12 protein-coding genes and 1 pseudogene are annotated in these 15,003 nt (G+C 59.6%); 8 read left to right on the top strand and 5 right to left on the bottom strand.

The window, feature by feature from the left end:
- Positions 1 to 88: 88 nt before the first annotated feature.
- From ftsX to ftsY, 3 genes are read right to left on the bottom strand one after another with little or no spacing between them, the layout of a single operon-like run.
- Complete coding sequence (gene ftsX, locus ACIQU2_RS10895; RefSeq protein ID WP_403140449.1) at positions 89 to 1,111, bottom strand: permease-like cell division protein FtsX; 1,023 nt, start codon at positions 1,109 to 1,111, stop codon at positions 89 to 91.
- Entirely contained in the window at positions 1,108 to 1,779 is a 672-nt protein-coding gene (gene ftsE, locus ACIQU2_RS10890) for a cell division ATP-binding protein FtsE (RefSeq protein ID WP_008152655.1), read from the bottom strand. The genes ftsX and ftsE overlap by 4 nt, the downstream gene beginning before the upstream one ends.
- Complete coding sequence (gene ftsY / locus ACIQU2_RS10885) at positions 1,776 to 3,290, bottom strand: signal recognition particle-docking protein FtsY (protein ID WP_403140446.1); 1,515 nt, start codon at positions 3,288 to 3,290, stop codon at positions 1,776 to 1,778. The genes ftsE and ftsY overlap by 4 nt, the downstream gene beginning before the upstream one ends.
- 344 nt (positions 3,291 to 3,634) lie before the next feature.
- Here ftsY and ACIQU2_RS10880 point away from each other — a divergent pair, with 344 nt between their 5' ends.
- The 7 genes and pseudogenes from ACIQU2_RS10880 to ACIQU2_RS10850 all read left to right on the top strand — a co-directional run bounded on the left by ACIQU2_RS10880 (position 3,635) and on the right by ACIQU2_RS10850 (position 11,745).
- Positions 3,635 to 4,990 carry a M16 family metallopeptidase gene (locus ACIQU2_RS10880; protein ID WP_403140445.1) on the top strand — a complete coding sequence of 452 codons (1,356 nt, stop codon included), beginning with the start codon at positions 3,635 to 3,637 and terminating at the stop codon, positions 4,988 to 4,990.
- Positions 4,983 to 6,473 carry a M16 family metallopeptidase gene (locus ACIQU2_RS10875; protein WP_403140442.1) on the top strand — a complete coding sequence of 497 codons (1,491 nt, stop codon included), beginning with the start codon at positions 4,983 to 4,985 and terminating at the stop codon, positions 6,471 to 6,473. Before ACIQU2_RS10880 ends, ACIQU2_RS10875 begins: the two co-directional genes overlap by 8 nt.
- On the top strand, positions 6,473 to 7,081 hold the full coding sequence (gene rsmD / locus ACIQU2_RS10870; protein WP_347802110.1) for a 16S rRNA (guanine(966)-N(2))-methyltransferase RsmD: 609 nt from the start codon (positions 6,473 to 6,475) through the stop codon (positions 7,079 to 7,081). The genes ACIQU2_RS10875 and rsmD overlap by 1 nt, the downstream gene beginning before the upstream one ends.
- Positions 7,082 to 7,204: 123 nt before the next feature.
- The gene (locus ACIQU2_RS10865) at positions 7,205 to 8,548 is read left to right on the top strand and encodes a M16 family metallopeptidase (protein WP_403140440.1); all 1,344 of its coding nucleotides are present in this window, start codon (positions 7,205 to 7,207) and stop codon (positions 8,546 to 8,548) included.
- Complete coding sequence (locus ACIQU2_RS10860) at positions 8,541 to 10,019, top strand: pitrilysin family protein (protein ID WP_347802112.1); 1,479 nt, start codon at positions 8,541 to 8,543, stop codon at positions 10,017 to 10,019. Before ACIQU2_RS10865 ends, ACIQU2_RS10860 begins: the two co-directional genes overlap by 8 nt.
- Positions 10,020 to 10,093: 74 nt before the next feature.
- Entirely contained in the window at positions 10,094 to 11,092 is a 999-nt protein-coding gene (locus ACIQU2_RS10855; RefSeq protein WP_403140438.1) for a hydrolase, read from the top strand.
- A gap of 4 nt (positions 11,093 to 11,096) precedes the next feature.
- A pseudogene (locus ACIQU2_RS10850) lies at positions 11,097 to 11,745 on the top strand (AraC family transcriptional regulator).
- 85 nt (positions 11,746 to 11,830) lie between these two features.
- Here the strand turns inward: ACIQU2_RS10850 and ACIQU2_RS10845 are convergent.
- Together ACIQU2_RS10845 and ACIQU2_RS10840 are read right to left on the bottom strand one after the other, a co-directional pair.
- Positions 11,831 to 12,685 carry a sulfurtransferase gene (locus ACIQU2_RS10845; protein WP_403140437.1) on the bottom strand — a complete coding sequence of 285 codons (855 nt, stop codon included), beginning with the start codon at positions 12,683 to 12,685 and terminating at the stop codon, positions 11,831 to 11,833.
- A 45-nt stretch (positions 12,686 to 12,730) separates the two neighbouring features.
- On the bottom strand, positions 12,731 to 13,402 hold the full coding sequence (locus ACIQU2_RS10840; protein ID WP_347802115.1) for a TetR/AcrR family transcriptional regulator: 672 nt from the start codon (positions 13,400 to 13,402) through the stop codon (positions 12,731 to 12,733).
- Between the two features lie 145 nt (positions 13,403 to 13,547).
- Here ACIQU2_RS10840 and ACIQU2_RS10835 point away from each other — a divergent pair, with 145 nt between their 5' ends.
- Complete coding sequence (locus tag ACIQU2_RS10835) at positions 13,548 to 14,978, top strand: coniferyl aldehyde dehydrogenase (protein ID WP_403140435.1); 1,431 nt, start codon at positions 13,548 to 13,550, stop codon at positions 14,976 to 14,978.
- Positions 14,979 to 15,003 lie beyond the last annotated feature (25 nt).

The following is a 15,003-nucleotide window of genomic DNA, read 5'->3' as shown; positions in this document are numbered from 1 at the left end:
CTCGTGCAGTTCAGCACTGCGAAAATTGACCGGAAACCGAAAGACAAGTTCCCATAAACGCTGAAAGGTCAATACGAGCAAAATGATACTACTTAGGCGCAAGCTCCCTCAGGTGGCGTGCGACTGCAATCCATGCACCGATATACCCCAACAGCACCGCGCCAAGCAAGAGAGACAGACCGTCGGCAACTGGCACTCCGGCCAGCGCAAAATCACTGCCGTACAGACCGGCCAGCCCAACCACTGCGTCGTTCAGCCAATCAAGGCCGAACGCCAATACGCCCCAGGAAAGAATCCCCGCACCGAAGCCATAAAGCGCACCCATATACAGAAAGGGCCTGCGCACATAGCTGTCAGTGCCGCCGACGAGTTTAATCACTTCTATCTCTGTGCGGCGGTTTTCAATATGAAGACGAATGGTATTGCCTATCACCAAAAGTAATGCAGAAACCAAAAGCACGGTCAGACCGAAGACAAAACGGTCACCCAGCTTGAGGATCGCTGCCAGACGCTCGACCCAGACTAGATCAAGTTGCGCCTGTTGTACCTTGGGCAACTCGGAAAGTTTTTGTCGTAATGCTTCAAGGGCCGGCTTGTCGACTTCGGTCGGCGTCACCAAAACCACGCCCGGCAGCGGGTTTTCCGGCAACTCCTTGAGCGCTTCGCCCAAACCGGACTGCTGCTGGAACTCTTCCAGCGCCTGATCGCGGCCGACATATTCAGCATCAGCTACGCCAGGCATGCCTTTGATCTGCTCGCGCAACGACTCGCCTTCAGCGGGGCTGGCCTCGATTTGCAGGTACAGGGAAATCTGCGCCGCACGCTGCCAGGAACCGCCAAGACGCTCGACGTTACTTAGCAAAAGTGACAGGCCCATCGGCAAACTCAGGGCAACCGCCATCACCATGCAGGTGAAGAAGCTACCGATGGGCTGCTTGCCCAAACGACGCAAGCTATCGAGCAGACTGGCGCGATGACTCTCGACCCAGGCACGAAACAGTGTGGCGAAATCCGGGCCGTCATCATCGTCGCGTTTTTTCTTCTGCGGCTGCTGGTCGGCAGCCTTGGGGGCCACGCGCTCGGAAACCTTGGGGCTGCGTGTCGCACTCATACGCCGGCCTCCCCGTCGCCGATCAATCGGCCACGTTGCAGGGTCAGCATGCGGTGGCGCATGCGGGCGATCAGTGCCAGGTCGTGACTGGCAATCAACACGCTGGTGCCCAAACGGTTGATGTCTTCGAACACGCCCATGATTTCTGCCGCCAGACGTGGATCGAGGTTACCGGTCGGTTCGTCCGCCAGCAGCAAGGCCGGGCGGTGAACGATGGCGCGGGCGATGCCGACGCGCTGTTGCTGACCGGTGGACAGGTCGCCAGGGTATAAGTCGGTCTTGTCCGACAGTGCCACGCGCTCGAGCGCCGAATCCACGCGCTTGGCGATCTCGGCCTTGGACAGCCCAAGGATCTGCAAAGGCAGCGCGATGTTGTTGAACACCGTGCGATCGAACAGCAGTTGGTGATTCTGGAACACCACACCGATCTGGCGCCGCAGGTAAGGAATCTGCGCGTTGCTGATGGTGCTCAGGTCTTGCCCGGCCAGCAGCAATTTGCCGGTGGTCGGACGCTCCATCGCCAGCAGCAGGCGCAACAAAGTGCTTTTACCGGCACCAGAGTGGCCGGTCACAAACAAAAACTCGCCCCGACGGACTCGAAAGCTCAGCTCATGCAAGCCGACGTGGCCGTTCGGGTAGCGTTTACCGACCTGTTCGAAACGAATCATGAACGCTCCCGCTCGGCAAACAGTGCCTGGACAAAGGGTTCTGCTTCAAAAGTACGCAAATCATCGATGCCTTCACCGACGCCGATGTAGCGAATCGGCAAGCCAAACTGCTTGGCGAGGGCGAAAATCACCCCGCCTTTGGCGGTGCCATCGAGCTTGGTCAGCGCCAGGCCAGTCAGTTCGACGGTCTGGTTGAATTGTTTGGCCTGGTTGATCGCGTTCTGGCCAGTGCCGGCATCGAGCACCAACAGCACTTCGTGCGGCGCATCGGCGTCGAGTTTGCCAATTACCCGGCGAACCTTCTTCAACTCTTCCATCAAATTGTCTTTGGTGTGCAAACGACCGGCGGTGTCGGCGATCAATACGTCGATGCCACGGGCCTTGGCCGCTTGCACGGCATCGAAGATAACCGAAGCCGAGTCAGCGCCAGTGTGCTGGGCGATGACCGGGATTTTGTTGCGCTCGCCCCAGACCTGCAATTGTTCGACGGCGGCGGCGCGGAAGGTATCGCCGGCCGCGAGCATGACTTTCTTGCCTTCGAGCTGCAGCTTCTTCGCCAGTTTGCCGATGGTGGTGGTCTTGCCGGCACCGTTGACGCCGACGACCAGGATTACGAACGGCTTGGTCTGCGAAGCGATTTTCAGCGGTTGCTCGACCGGCTTGAGCATGGCCGCCAGTTCCGCTTGCAGGGATTTGTACAGCGCATCGGCATCGGCCAATTCTTTACGGGCGACCTTCTGGGTCAGACGCTGAATGATCACCGAAGTCGCCTCGACGCCAACGTCGGCGGTCAGCAGGCGGGTTTCGATGTCTTCGAGCAGCTCGTCATCGATGATCTTCTTGCCCAGGAACAGGCTGGCCATGCCTTCGCCGATGCTGGCGCTGGTCTTGGACAAGCCCTGTTTCAGGCGGGCGAAGAAACCGGCTTTGGTTTCTTCGGTGCGCGCGGGCTCGGCAGGCGCTTCGACGGGAAGGACAGGTGCGGCGGCAACGGGAGCGACGACCGGTGCCGGCGCTTGAACAACCGGAGCAATCGGAGCAACGAATGCGGGCACCACAGGCTCCGGAACAACCGGTTCAGGCTCGGCCACCACCACTGGCGCGACAACCGGCTCAACCACTGGCGCTTGAACGGGCTCAGGAGCAAACGCAGTCGGCGCTGGAATCGGCGGTGTAACGTGCGGCGCCAGCTCATCTACGACCAATGCCACCGGCTCTTCCGCCACTGGCAACGTCAGCCATGGCTCGGCAACGGGTGTGAGCGGTACCTGGGCCACGACTTCGGCGACGACATCAGGCTCAGGCTCGGTGACCGGTTGCAGCACCGGCTCGGCGATCGGCAAGACAATCGGCGCGGGCTCTTCTTCTATTACCGGCGCAGGCGTTGGCTCAGGAAGTGGTTGTGGCTGTTCGACGACGGGTTCCTGCGGCTTTTTGCGCAGCCATCCGAACAGGCTTTTCTTCTCACCAGCCGCAGCTGGGGCTTTCTTGTCGTCGTTGGAACCAAACATGGAGGACGGCTATCTCACGGTAGCGACGCGCCAAAGGGCGCCCCGGCAAATAAATATTCGATGCAGAACAGACTGCGATTGACCCAGCTTGTTCACGCGCAACATTTTGTCGAGGTGCAAACAGCACCTCAAAGGTCGACTAATACGAAGGACTGGAACGGCATCGTCGGCGAAAACGCAGAGTTTAGCTGACAAACTCAAAGCTTCCGCAGGTAACCCATGCAACCTTCCGGCCGATCAAAGGCCTGATAGGCGTGGCCGCCAGTAAAACGGATCAGTATCCTAGCACCCTCTCGCCCGCTGACGCTAAGAACAAGCGGGCAGCCCCAAAGGTTTAAAAACGAATGAATGCTCTAGCCCGCCGCGCTGCAGGCCTGCTGTTCAGCACAGTTTGTCTGCCCCTCTCGGCCCTGGCTGCCGATCCACAACCCACTCACGAATTCACCCTCGATAACGGCCTGAAGGTCGTCGTGCGCGAAGACCATCGTGCGCCGGTGGTGGTTTCCCAAGTCTGGTACAAGGTCGGCTCCAGCTACGAGACCCCGGGTCAGACCGGTTTGTCCCACGCACTGGAACACATGATGTTCAAGGGCAGCGAGAAAGTCGGCCCCGGCGAAGCTTCGCTGATCCTGCGCGACCTCGGCGCCGAAGAGAACGCGTTCACCAGCGATGACTTCACGGCGTATTACCAGGTGCTTGCCCGCGACCGCCTCGGTGTGGCCTTCGAGCTGGAAGCCGACCGCATGGCCAGCCTGCGCCTGCCGGCCGACGAGTTCGCCCGCGAGATCGAAGTGATTAAAGAAGAACGTCGCCTGCGCACCGACGACAAACCGATGTCCAAGGCTTACGAACGCTTCAAGGCCATGGCCTACCCGGCCAGCGGTTACCACACGCCGACCATCGGCTGGATGGCTGACCTGGACCGCATGAAAGTCGAAGAGCTGCGCCACTGGTACCAATCCTGGTACGTGCCAAACAACGCCACGTTGGTGGTGGTGGGCGACGTGACCCCGGACGAGGTCAAAACCCTGGCCCAGCGCTACTTCGGCCCGATCGCCAAGCGCGACGTGCCACCGGCGAAAATCCCGCTGGAACTGGCCGAACCCGGCGAGCGGCAGATCACCCTGCACGTGCAGACTCAACTGCCAAGCCTGATGCTGGGCTTCAACGTGCCGAGCATCGCCACCGCCGAAGACAAACGCATGGTCAATGCCTTGCGCCTGATCTCCGCCTTGCTCGACGGCGGCTACAGCGGCCGTATCCCGACGCAATTGGAGCGCGGCGAAGAGCTGGTGTCCGGCGGCTCATCGAGCTACGACGCCTATACCCGGGGCGACAGCCTGTTCACCTTGTCGGCAACGCCCAATACCCAGAAAAACAAAACCATGGCTCAGGCTGAAGCTGGCCTGTGGAAGCTGCTCGAACAGCTGAAAACCACCGCGCCGTCCGCTGAAGAACTGGAACGCGTCCGCGCGCAGGTCATCGCAGGCCTGGTCTACGAGCGTGACTCGATCACCAGCCAGGCCACCGCTATTGGCCAACTGGAAACCGTCGGCCTGTCCTGGAAGCTGATGGACACCGAACTCGCCGAGCTGGAAAGCGTGACCCCGCAAGACATCCAGAAAGCCGCCAAGCTGTATTTCACCCGCGAACGTCTCAGCGTCGCCCATGTATTGCCAGAGGAGACGACTCATGAGTGAGCGTAAAAAACCGCGCCTGGCGCTGATTGGCTTGATCGCTGTCGCCTTGATCGGGTCTGCCGCGTTCTACTTTTCAAAGACCGACGAATCCAAGGCCAGCGAAGCCCTCGACAAGGCCAAGGCCAGCCAGAAACTGCAATCACTGGCCGAACTCGACGGCAAAGCGCCAAGTCACCGCACCCTGGACGTGCAGACCTGGAAAACCGCCGAGGGCGCCAAGGTGCTGTTCGTTGAAGCCCGGGAGCTGCCGATGTTCGACATGCGACTGATCTTCGCCGCCGGCAGCAGCCAGGACGGCGACGCACCTGGCCTCTCCGTGCTGACCAACGCCATGCTTAACGAAGGTGTGGCCGGCAAAGATGTCGGTGCCATCGCTCAGGGCTTCGAAGGCCTGGGCGCAGACTTTGGCAACGGCGCATTTAAAGACATGGCACTGGCTTCCCTGCGCAGCCTCAGTGCCGCGGACAAACGCGAACCGGCCCTGAAGTTGTTCTCTGAAGTCATCGGCAAACCGACCTTCCCTGCCGATTCCTTTGCGCGCATCAAGAACCAGATGCTCGCCGGTTTCGAGTACCAGAAGCAGAACCCCGGCAAACTCGCGAGCCTGGAGCTGATGAACCGTCTGTACGGCGATCATCCGTACGCACACTCCAGCGACGGCACGGCGAAAACCGTTCCGGCGATTACCGTGGCACAGATGCGCGCGTTCCATGAGAAGGCCTATGCGGCTGGCAACATGGTGATTGCGCTGGTGGGCGACCTGTCTCGCTCCGAGGCCGAAGCGATCGCCGCACAAGTCTCCAGCGCGCTGCCAAAAGGCCCGGAGCTGGCGAAAATCCCGCAACCGGCGGAACCGAAAGCCAGCATCGGTCACATCGAGTTTCCGTCCAAGCAGACCAACCTGATGCTCGCGCAATTGGGCATCGACCGTGACGACCCGGACTACGCGGCACTGTCCTTGGGCAACCAGATTCTTGGCGGCGGTGGCTTCGGCACCCGGTTGATGAGCGAAGTGCGCGAGAAACGCGGCCTGGCTTACGGCGTGTATTCGGGCTTTTCCCCGATGCAGGCTCGCGGTCCGTTCATGATCAACTTGCAAACCCGCGCGGAGATGAGCGAAGGCACGCTGAAACTGGTGCAGGACGTGCTCGCCGACTACCTTAAAACCGGCCCGACCCAGAAAGAACTCGACGACGCCAAGCGTGAACTGGCCGGCAGCTTCCCGCTGTCCACCGCCAGCAACGCCGATATCGTCGGCCAACTCGGCGCCATGGGTTTTTACAACCTGCCGCTGAGCTATCTGGATGACTTTATGCGCGAGTCCCAGAGCCTGACGGTCGAGCAGGTCAAAACCGCACTGAACAAACACTTGAGCACGGACAAAATGGTCATCATCAGCGCTGGCCCGACCGTGCCGCAAAAGCCGTTACCGGCCCCAACTGATAAACCTGCCGAGCAACCGCTCGGGGTTCCGGAGCATTAATGGCCACTCGTCCTAAAAAACCCGTACACAACGTCCATAACGGCGTGAACCAACTGCGCATCATTGGTGGTGAATGGGGCAGCCGAAAGCTGAGCTTCCCTGATGCACCGGGCTTGCGTCCGACCCCGGACCGGGTGCGTGAAACCCTGTTCAACTGGCTCGCGCCGTATGTCGCTGGCGCCAAGGTTCTGGACCCGTTCGCCGGCAGCGGCGCGTTGTTCCTCGAAGCCTTGTCCCGTGGCGCGGCCATGGGTCAGGCGCTGGACGCCAGTAACATCGCGGTCGCCAGCATCAAGGAACATCTGGGCACACTGCGCTGCACCACCGGCCAGGTGCAGACTGCCGACGCCCTGCGCTACCTGGAAACCCAGACAGCGACTGCGTACGACCTGGTGTTCCTCGATCCGCCTTTCAACCAGAACCTGTTGCCGGGCGTTTGCGCCTTGCTCGAAGAGCGCCAATGGCTGGCCGATGACGCCTGGGTCTACACCGAAAGCGAAAACGCACCGTCGGCGCTTGGCTTGCCGGGTAACTGGCGCCTGCACCGGGAGCAGAAATCCGGGCGAGTGTATTACGCGTTGTGGCAGCGCAGCCCGCTGGCAAACTGAACTGTCATCGCGACGTAGCGTGATACAAGGCATCAAGTGCGGTAAATAGTTACCGCCAACGGCCTCGTCCAAGTCTCCACAGTGGTTTACGCAATTTCCGTAAACCACTGAGGATGAACACGGATGAACATCTCCCGCAGCAGGATGCTGCTCTTTTCCTGGTTACTGCCCTTCACGGCACTGGCCGAACCCGCACAACCGACCCACGAATTCACGTTAAGCAACGGCCTGAAAGTTGTGGTGCGCGAGGACCATCGCGCCCCAGTGGTGACCTCACAACTCTGGCTCAAGGTCGGCTCCAGCGATGAACCGCCGGGGAAGTCCGGCTTGTCCCACGCGCTGGAGCACATGCTCTACAAAGGCAGCAGCAAGACCTGTACAGGTGAAGCTTCCGCCATTCTGGACAAGCTGGGCGCTTCACATAACGCCTTTACCGACAAGGACGTCACCACCTACTACCAGACCATGCAGCCTCACCAGTTGGGTGTCGCCTTCGAGTTGATGGCCGACATGATCTCGACGGCTCATTTGCGAGCCGAGGATTTCATTCCGGAACTGGCCGTCATTCAGGAAGAAAGGCGACTACGGGTCGACGATGATCCCGACGCAATCGCGCAACACCGCCTCACCAGCATCGCCTTTCCCGCCAGCAGCTATGGCGCGCCAATCATCGGCTGGATGCACGACTTGCAACGCTTGAACGCTGATGACGTGCGTCACTGGTACCAGACCCACTACGCCCCCGGTAATGCCACGCTCGTCATTGTCGGTGACGTCACGCTGGAAAAGGTGAAGCCTCTGGTCGAGCGCTACTTCGGCGTACTTGCGGCGAGACCGTTTGTCGCGGCAAGGACATCGATGGAGTTGGCCGAGCCCGGGGAGCGGAAAATCATTCTGCACCAGGCGATCCCGGCGCCTCGATTGATCATGTCGTTCAATGTCCCGAGCCTTGCCACCGTCGAAAATCGTCGAACGGTACATGCATTAAGGCTGCTCAACACCTTGCTGGCCGGCTCGAGCAGCGCACGCCTGCGTAAAAGCCTGCAGTTTACCGACAGGTTGTTTTCCAGCACCTCGTCCAAATACAACGCGCTCTATCGAGGTGACAGTGTTCTTACCCTCACCGCCCAGCTCCACAGTCAACGCAACGAAAGCCTTGATCAAGCACAGGCCCGCATCTGGGAACTGCTCGACGAACTAAAGTCCGCACCGCCCGACAGCGTCGAACTGGAGCGCGCCCGCACCCTGCTGATCGCCGAGCAGATCTACAACCGCGACAACATTGAAAATCAGGCGGATCACCTCGGTGCACTAGAGAGCATCGGCCTTTCCTGGCGACTGATGGAAGAGGATGTCAATGAACTGAATCAGGTAACCCCCGCAGACATTCAGCACGTCGCGCGGACGTACCTGACCCGACAACGCCTGAGCACCGCCCATGTCCTCGTGGAGAAAAATAATGAATAAGGTCACCTGCGTGACACTGTGGCTGTTAGTGATCGGAGGCCTGCAAGGCTGTCTGGCCTTGGCCGACACCGAACCACAGCTTCCTGCTGTGGTTCAGTCTCCACGCCTGCAATCTCTGGCAGAGCTGGACGCGCAGGCAGCAGCCTCGCGCACACTGAAAATCCACGGTTGGAAATCGCCGGCCGGTGGCAAGGTGCTGTTTATTCGCACTCCAGAACTGCCGATGTTCGACCTGCATGTCAGTTTCCCTGCCGGCAGCACACGAGATGGTGAGCATTCCGGTCTGGCGGCAACGACGTTCAGCATGCTTAACGAAGACGTAGCGGGCAAGGATCTATCAGCGATTACCGAAACCTTTGATGGCCTTGGCGCAAAAACCAAAATGATAATCGAGCAGGATCGGGCCTCATTGTCCTTGCGCAGCCTGACTGCCATCGATAAGCGCGACCCGGCGCTGTTGCTGTTTACCCAGATACTTGGCCAACCCCTGCTGACCGACAAAGCACTGGTCAACGTCAAAAAAGAATTGACCAATATCCTCAAGACTCAGCAGCAGGATCCCGAATCACAACTCACCCAAGCCATGAATGACCTGCTAATGGCTGGACACCCTTATGCCCAACCAGTCTATGGCACAGAAGAAAGCCTGGCTGTGCTCTCTCGGGAACAGGTCCAGGCGTTCCATCGGCAAGCCTATAGCGCGGGGAATGTGCTGATTACGCTGGTCGGCGACCTGACACTGGAACAGGCCCAGGCGATGAGCGTGCAGGTTTTCAACGCGCTGCCAGCAGGTTCCAAAATGTCTCCCGTGATTCCGGTCCCGCGCCGACAGGGTGTGGCGACGTCACGACATATCGAGCGCCCCCTGAGTCAGACGCAGATCATGCTGGGGCAGCCCGGTGTGACACCGCAGCACCCCGATTACATGGCGCTGAGAGTGGCCCACCTGATTTTCGGTGGGCAGAATATCTCTTCGCGACTGATGACGGAGCTGAGAGAAAAACGCGGCTTGACCTATGCCGTGGAACTGAAGAACACCCTCTGGCAGGAAGGCGGTACTGCCGTCATCAGCCTGAATACCAACCCACAGTTCAGCGAAGGTGCGGTGAAGCTGGTGCAGTCAATGTATCGCGACTACTTGCAAACGGGTCCGACACAACAGGAGCTCGACGACACCCTGCGCCAACTGCGCAGCAGCAGCGCGTTGAACAGCGCCAGCAATTCACAGATTCTCGATCTACTGGTCAACATCAACCAATACGACTTGCCGCTCGATCTGGATTTTTCAATCGAACAAGCTCAGAAATTGACCGTTGCGCAAGTCAAAGCAGCCTTGAACAAGCACTTTGACGCGGACCAATGGTCGGTGGTGACCGTAGGCCCGACCGTAGAACAACGACCTCTGCCCCTCCCGACCCACGAGGTGCCGCAGAGCATGTGTCGCGCCGAGACGGGGATTGTGGCAAGTTAGTTTCTTTGGACACAGGCGCCATGGCCACGACTTTCGGCCCTGGCGCCGACTGTTTGACCTTTTAGAGAAACATCGTGCTCCAGCCCAGCGAACGCTTCACCCCGGCCATCGGCCTTGGCAACCCGCACTTGCAAACCTTGTGGGGGCCGCTGTGGCGTAAAACCACGCATATCGACCGCACGCGCGAACGGCTTTGGCTCGACGATGGCGACTTCCTTGATCTCGACTGGCACGGCCCTCATACAGCCGACGCGCCGTTGGTGCTGGTGTTGCACGGGCTGACTGGTTCGTCAAACTCGCCCTATGTGGCTGGCCTGCAAAAAGTCCTGGGAGATCAAGGCTGGGCCAGCGTCGCACTGAACTGGCGCGGCTGTTCGGGCGAGCCAAATCTGTTGCCGCGCAGCTACCATTCCGGTGCCAGTGAAGACCTGGCCGAAACCATCAAACACCTGAAAGCCCAACGACCGCTCGCGCCGTTGTATGCGGTCGGCTATTCCCTGGGTGGCAATGTGTTGCTCAAGCACTTGGGCGAATCCGGCAGCAAAAGTGGCGTGGCCGGTGCGGTGGCGGTGTCGGTGCCGTTTCGTCTCGATCAATGCGCCGACCGTATCGGCCAGGGTTTCTCGAAGGTCTATCAGGCGCATTTCATGCGGGAGATGGTGGCCTACATCAAGAACAAGCAGCGCCAGTTTCAGCATGACGGACACGAGGATGGACTGGCGGCGCTGGCCGCGCTTGGCTCATTGGAGAACATGCGCACGTTCTGGGATTTCGATGGCCGGGTCACCGCGCCGCTGAACGGTTTTGCCGATGCCGAGGATTACTATCGCCGCGCTTCGAGTCGCTATTTCCTTGGCGAGATTCGTACGCCGACCCTGATCATTCAAGCGGCCGATGACCCGTTTGTATTTCCTCATAGCCTGCCGCAAGCCGACGAATTGTCCGCCTGCACTCAATTCGAGTTACAGACCAAGGGGGGGCATGTCGGCTTCGTCGATGGCTCGTTCAGGCAACCGGGCTACTACCTCGAACGCCGCATCCCGCAATGGCTGACCGCCGTGGGTCGCCAGTAAGGCCATGGACGTCGATCAGGGCGAGTCGATCCGATTCTGGCAAACAGCGCCGTTGGCCGGCGTCGAGTTATTGTCTGCGCGCTACATCGAACACCGTTTCGCGCCTCATGTGCATGACGGTTACGTGATCGGCATGATCATGGCTTGCGCTCAGCGCTATCGTTATCGCGGTGCCGAACACCTGGCGGGCAGCGGCACGCTGGTGCTGATCAATCCAGACGAACTGCACACCGGCCATAAAGGCACGGAGGATGGTTGGTTGTATCGGGCGTTCTATCCGGACAGCGGTCAGATTCTCTCGCTGTTGGCGGAGCTTGAACTACCGACCAACAACTTGCCGGCGTTCGGCGCGACGCTGTATCGCGATCCGGATCTGGTGAAGGGTTCTGCCAACTGCTCGCTGGAAGAACTGGCCGCGGGTCAACCTTTCACCCTTCCACTTCGCCCGGGTGTTCCGCCACGCCACTGGCATGCCGCCACACACCTGGCTGATGCAGCAGCGCATCGCTCGGGCGCGAGCGCTGTTACAGAATGGTTGCTTACCGTTGGAAGTGGCGACGCAGTTGGGGTTCGCTGACCAGAGTCATCTGAGTCGGCAATTCAAGCAGGTTTACGGTGTCGGGCCGGGCGCATATCGCAGCGCCCGGCTTTAGAATCAAAAGATCGCAGCCTGCGGCAGCTCCTACAGGTGTACACATTCCACTGTAGGAGCTGCCGCAGGCTGCGATCTTTTGATCTTCATTCGCCGATGGCGATGCCGTGTGCAGGATCGTTGATCCACTCGCTCCATGAACCGGCATACAACGATCCCAACGGATACCCGGCCAGACACAACGCAAACAGGTTGTGACAGGCCGTCACGCCAGAACCGCAGTACGCCACCAGATCGGTCGGCGAACGATCACCGAGCTTCGCGGCAAAACGCTGCTTGAGCTGATCGGCCGGCAGAAAACGCCCGTCGCTGCCCAGGTTGTCGGTGAACGCCGCACATTGCGCGCCGGGGATGTGCCCGGCAATCGGGTCGATCGGCTCTACTTCGCCCTTGAAACGCGGCAATCCGCGGGCATCGAGCAAGGTCAGCGCGGGTTGGCCGAGACGTTGCTGGAGCTGTTCGGCGCTCAAGATCAGCGCGTTGTCCGGCGACCCCGTGAAGGTGCCCCGTTCAATCTGCGGCGCATCAAGACTCAGGGGCAAACCGGCCGCGTGCCAAGCCTTGAGCCCGCCATCCAGAATGAACACGCCGTCACGTTTGCCCAGCCAGGCCAGCAACCACCAGGCCCGCGCCGCGTAGGCACCCGGACCGTCGTCGTACAAAATCACATCGCTGTCGGCGTTGACGCCCCAGGCTTGCAGACGTTCGATCAAGTCTGCAGGTTCAGGCAACGGATGGCGCCCGGTCACACCCTTGACCACTGTCCCGCTCAAATCACGCTCAAGATCGGAAAAGCTCGACCCGGCAATATGCCCTTCGGCATAGCTGCGCTGACCGTAATCCGGGTCTTCGAGGGCAAAACGACAATCCAGAATCACCAGCCCCGGCTGCTCCTTTTTCAGGTCCAACGCTTGCGGGCTGATCAGTTGCGCAATGGGCATAACGGGCTCCTGCGATTTTGGCGATGGTTGATCCTACTGCACTTCCTATCCCACTTCTTCCAGCGCTTGGGCCAGCGGCACGTAAAACTCCTCGAACAGCGCATTCACCGCGCCGCGAGACTGATCCGTGACAAAACCGGCCTCAAGCACCAGCACCTGATACACACCACGTTTAATGGCCTGTTCGCTCAGGTGATTGGAATTTTCACGCGTAGTGCACAGAAAACGCACCCAGGACGTCAGGATGATCCAGGCATTGAGCGTCAGGGATTCGATCTGAACTTTGTCCATTTGCAGGATGCCGGCCTCGACGAAGCCCGCGTAGATGTGCGTGCCATGGATCAGACAGCGTTGGGAAAAGCGCCGATAACGGGCGGCCAGCTCCGGATCACTGTCGAGCAGGTGCTCCAGATCGCGGTGCAAAAACCGGTAGCGCCACATGGCGGCCAGCAATTCCTGAAGGTAGAAGCGCTTGTCTTCGACCGTGGCGGCACGACCCTGGGGCGGGCGCAGGAAGCTGTCCACAAGGCTTTCGTACTCACTGAACAGCACGGCGATGATCGCCTGCTTGTTGGGGAAGTGGTAGTACAGGTTGCCCGGGGAAATTTCCATGTGGGCAGCAATGTGGTTGGTGCTGATGCTGCGCTCACCCTGCTGATTGAACAGCTCCAGGCTGTTCTGCACGATGCGCTCGCTGGTTTTGATCCGAGGGGCCATGGCTTGGGCTTTAATTCAAAGTGCGTTGACCGGCATCTTACGACCTATCCGCGAGTGGATAAAACAAAGCTGTGCCAGGATGTCATTTGACTTTCTAGAGCATAGACTCTAAAAAGTCCCTAATTACAATAAATCGGAGCCGACCATGACTGCTGACATCGCCTACCTGCAGAACCTGCAGCAGCCCCTGGAAGAGCTCCAGACCCTGTTCGACGCTCAACGCGCGGCGTATACAGCCAACCCGATGCCGCCCGCCGCCCAGCGCCAGCAATGGCTAAAGGCCCTGCGCGACCTGTTGAGCAATGAGCGTCTGGCATTGATCGATGCCATCAGCCAGGATTTCAGCCATCGCAGCGCCGATGAAACCCTGCTCGCCGAACTGATGCCCAGTCTGCACGGCATTCACTATGCCAGTCAGCACCTCAAAGGCTGGATGAAGGCGTCGAAGCGCAAGGTCGGGGTTGCCTTTCAACCCGCGGCGGCCAAAGTCATCTATCAACCGTTGGGTGTGGTCGGGGTGATCGTGCCGTGGAACTACCCGCTGTATCTGGCCATCGGCCCATTGGTAGGCGCGTTGTCGGCAGGCAATCGGGTGATGCTCAAACTCAGCGAATCGACCCCCGCCACCGGATTGTTGCTCAAGGAACTGCTGGGCCGAATCTTCCCGCAAGACCTAGTCTGCGTGGTACTGGGCGAAGCCGATATCGGTGTAGCGTTCTCCAGATTGCGTTTCGATCACCTGCTGTTCACCGGCGCCACCAGCATCGGCAAACACGTGATGCGTGCGGCGGCCGAAAACCTGACCCCGGTGACCCTCGAACTCGGCGGCAAATCCCCGGCCATTGTGTCCCGCGACGTGCCGCTCAAGGACGCTGCCGAACGCATCGCCTTCGGCAAGACGCTCAACGCCGGACAGACCTGTGTGGCCCCGGACTATGTGCTGGTGCCGGAAGATCGCGTCGGAGCTTTCGTCGAAGCCTATCGTCAGGCGGTTCGCGGGTTTTATCCGACCTTGACCGATAACCCGGACTACACCGCGATCATCAATGACCGACAATTGGCGCGCCTCAATGGCTACATCAGCGACGCCACCAGCAAGGGCGCGCTGCTGATTCCATTGTTCGACAAGGGCCAGGGGCGCCGCATGAGTCACAGCCTGCTGCTCAACGTCAGCAACGACATGATGGTGATGCAGGACGAAATCTTCGGTCCGCTGTTGCCGATCGTTCCCTACAAAGATCTGGATCAGGCCTTTGCCTATATCAATGAACGACCCCGTCCGCTGGCCCTGTATTACTTCGGCTACGACAAGCGTGAGCAACACCGCGTACTTCACGAAACCCATTCCGGCGGCGTGTGCCTGAACGACACCCTGCTGCACGTCGCTCAGGACGACATGCCATTTGGCGGTATCGGCGCCTCGGGCATGGGCCATTACCACGGCCACGAAGGTTTCCTGACCTTCAGCAAAGCCAAAGGTGTGCTGATCAAACAGCGGTTCAATGCGGCGAAATTGATCTACCCGCCGTACGGAAAATCCATTCAGAAGCTGATCCAGAAGCTGTTTATCCGCTAACGATCATCCCCTTCGGGTAATAACA

This window comes from Pseudomonas sp. NPDC098740, from assembly GCF_044760065.1.
Classification (GTDB): Bacteria; Pseudomonadota; Gammaproteobacteria; order Pseudomonadales; family Pseudomonadaceae; genus Aquipseudomonas; species Aquipseudomonas rossensis.
This window is presented reverse-complemented; position numbering and strand designations above follow the sequence as displayed.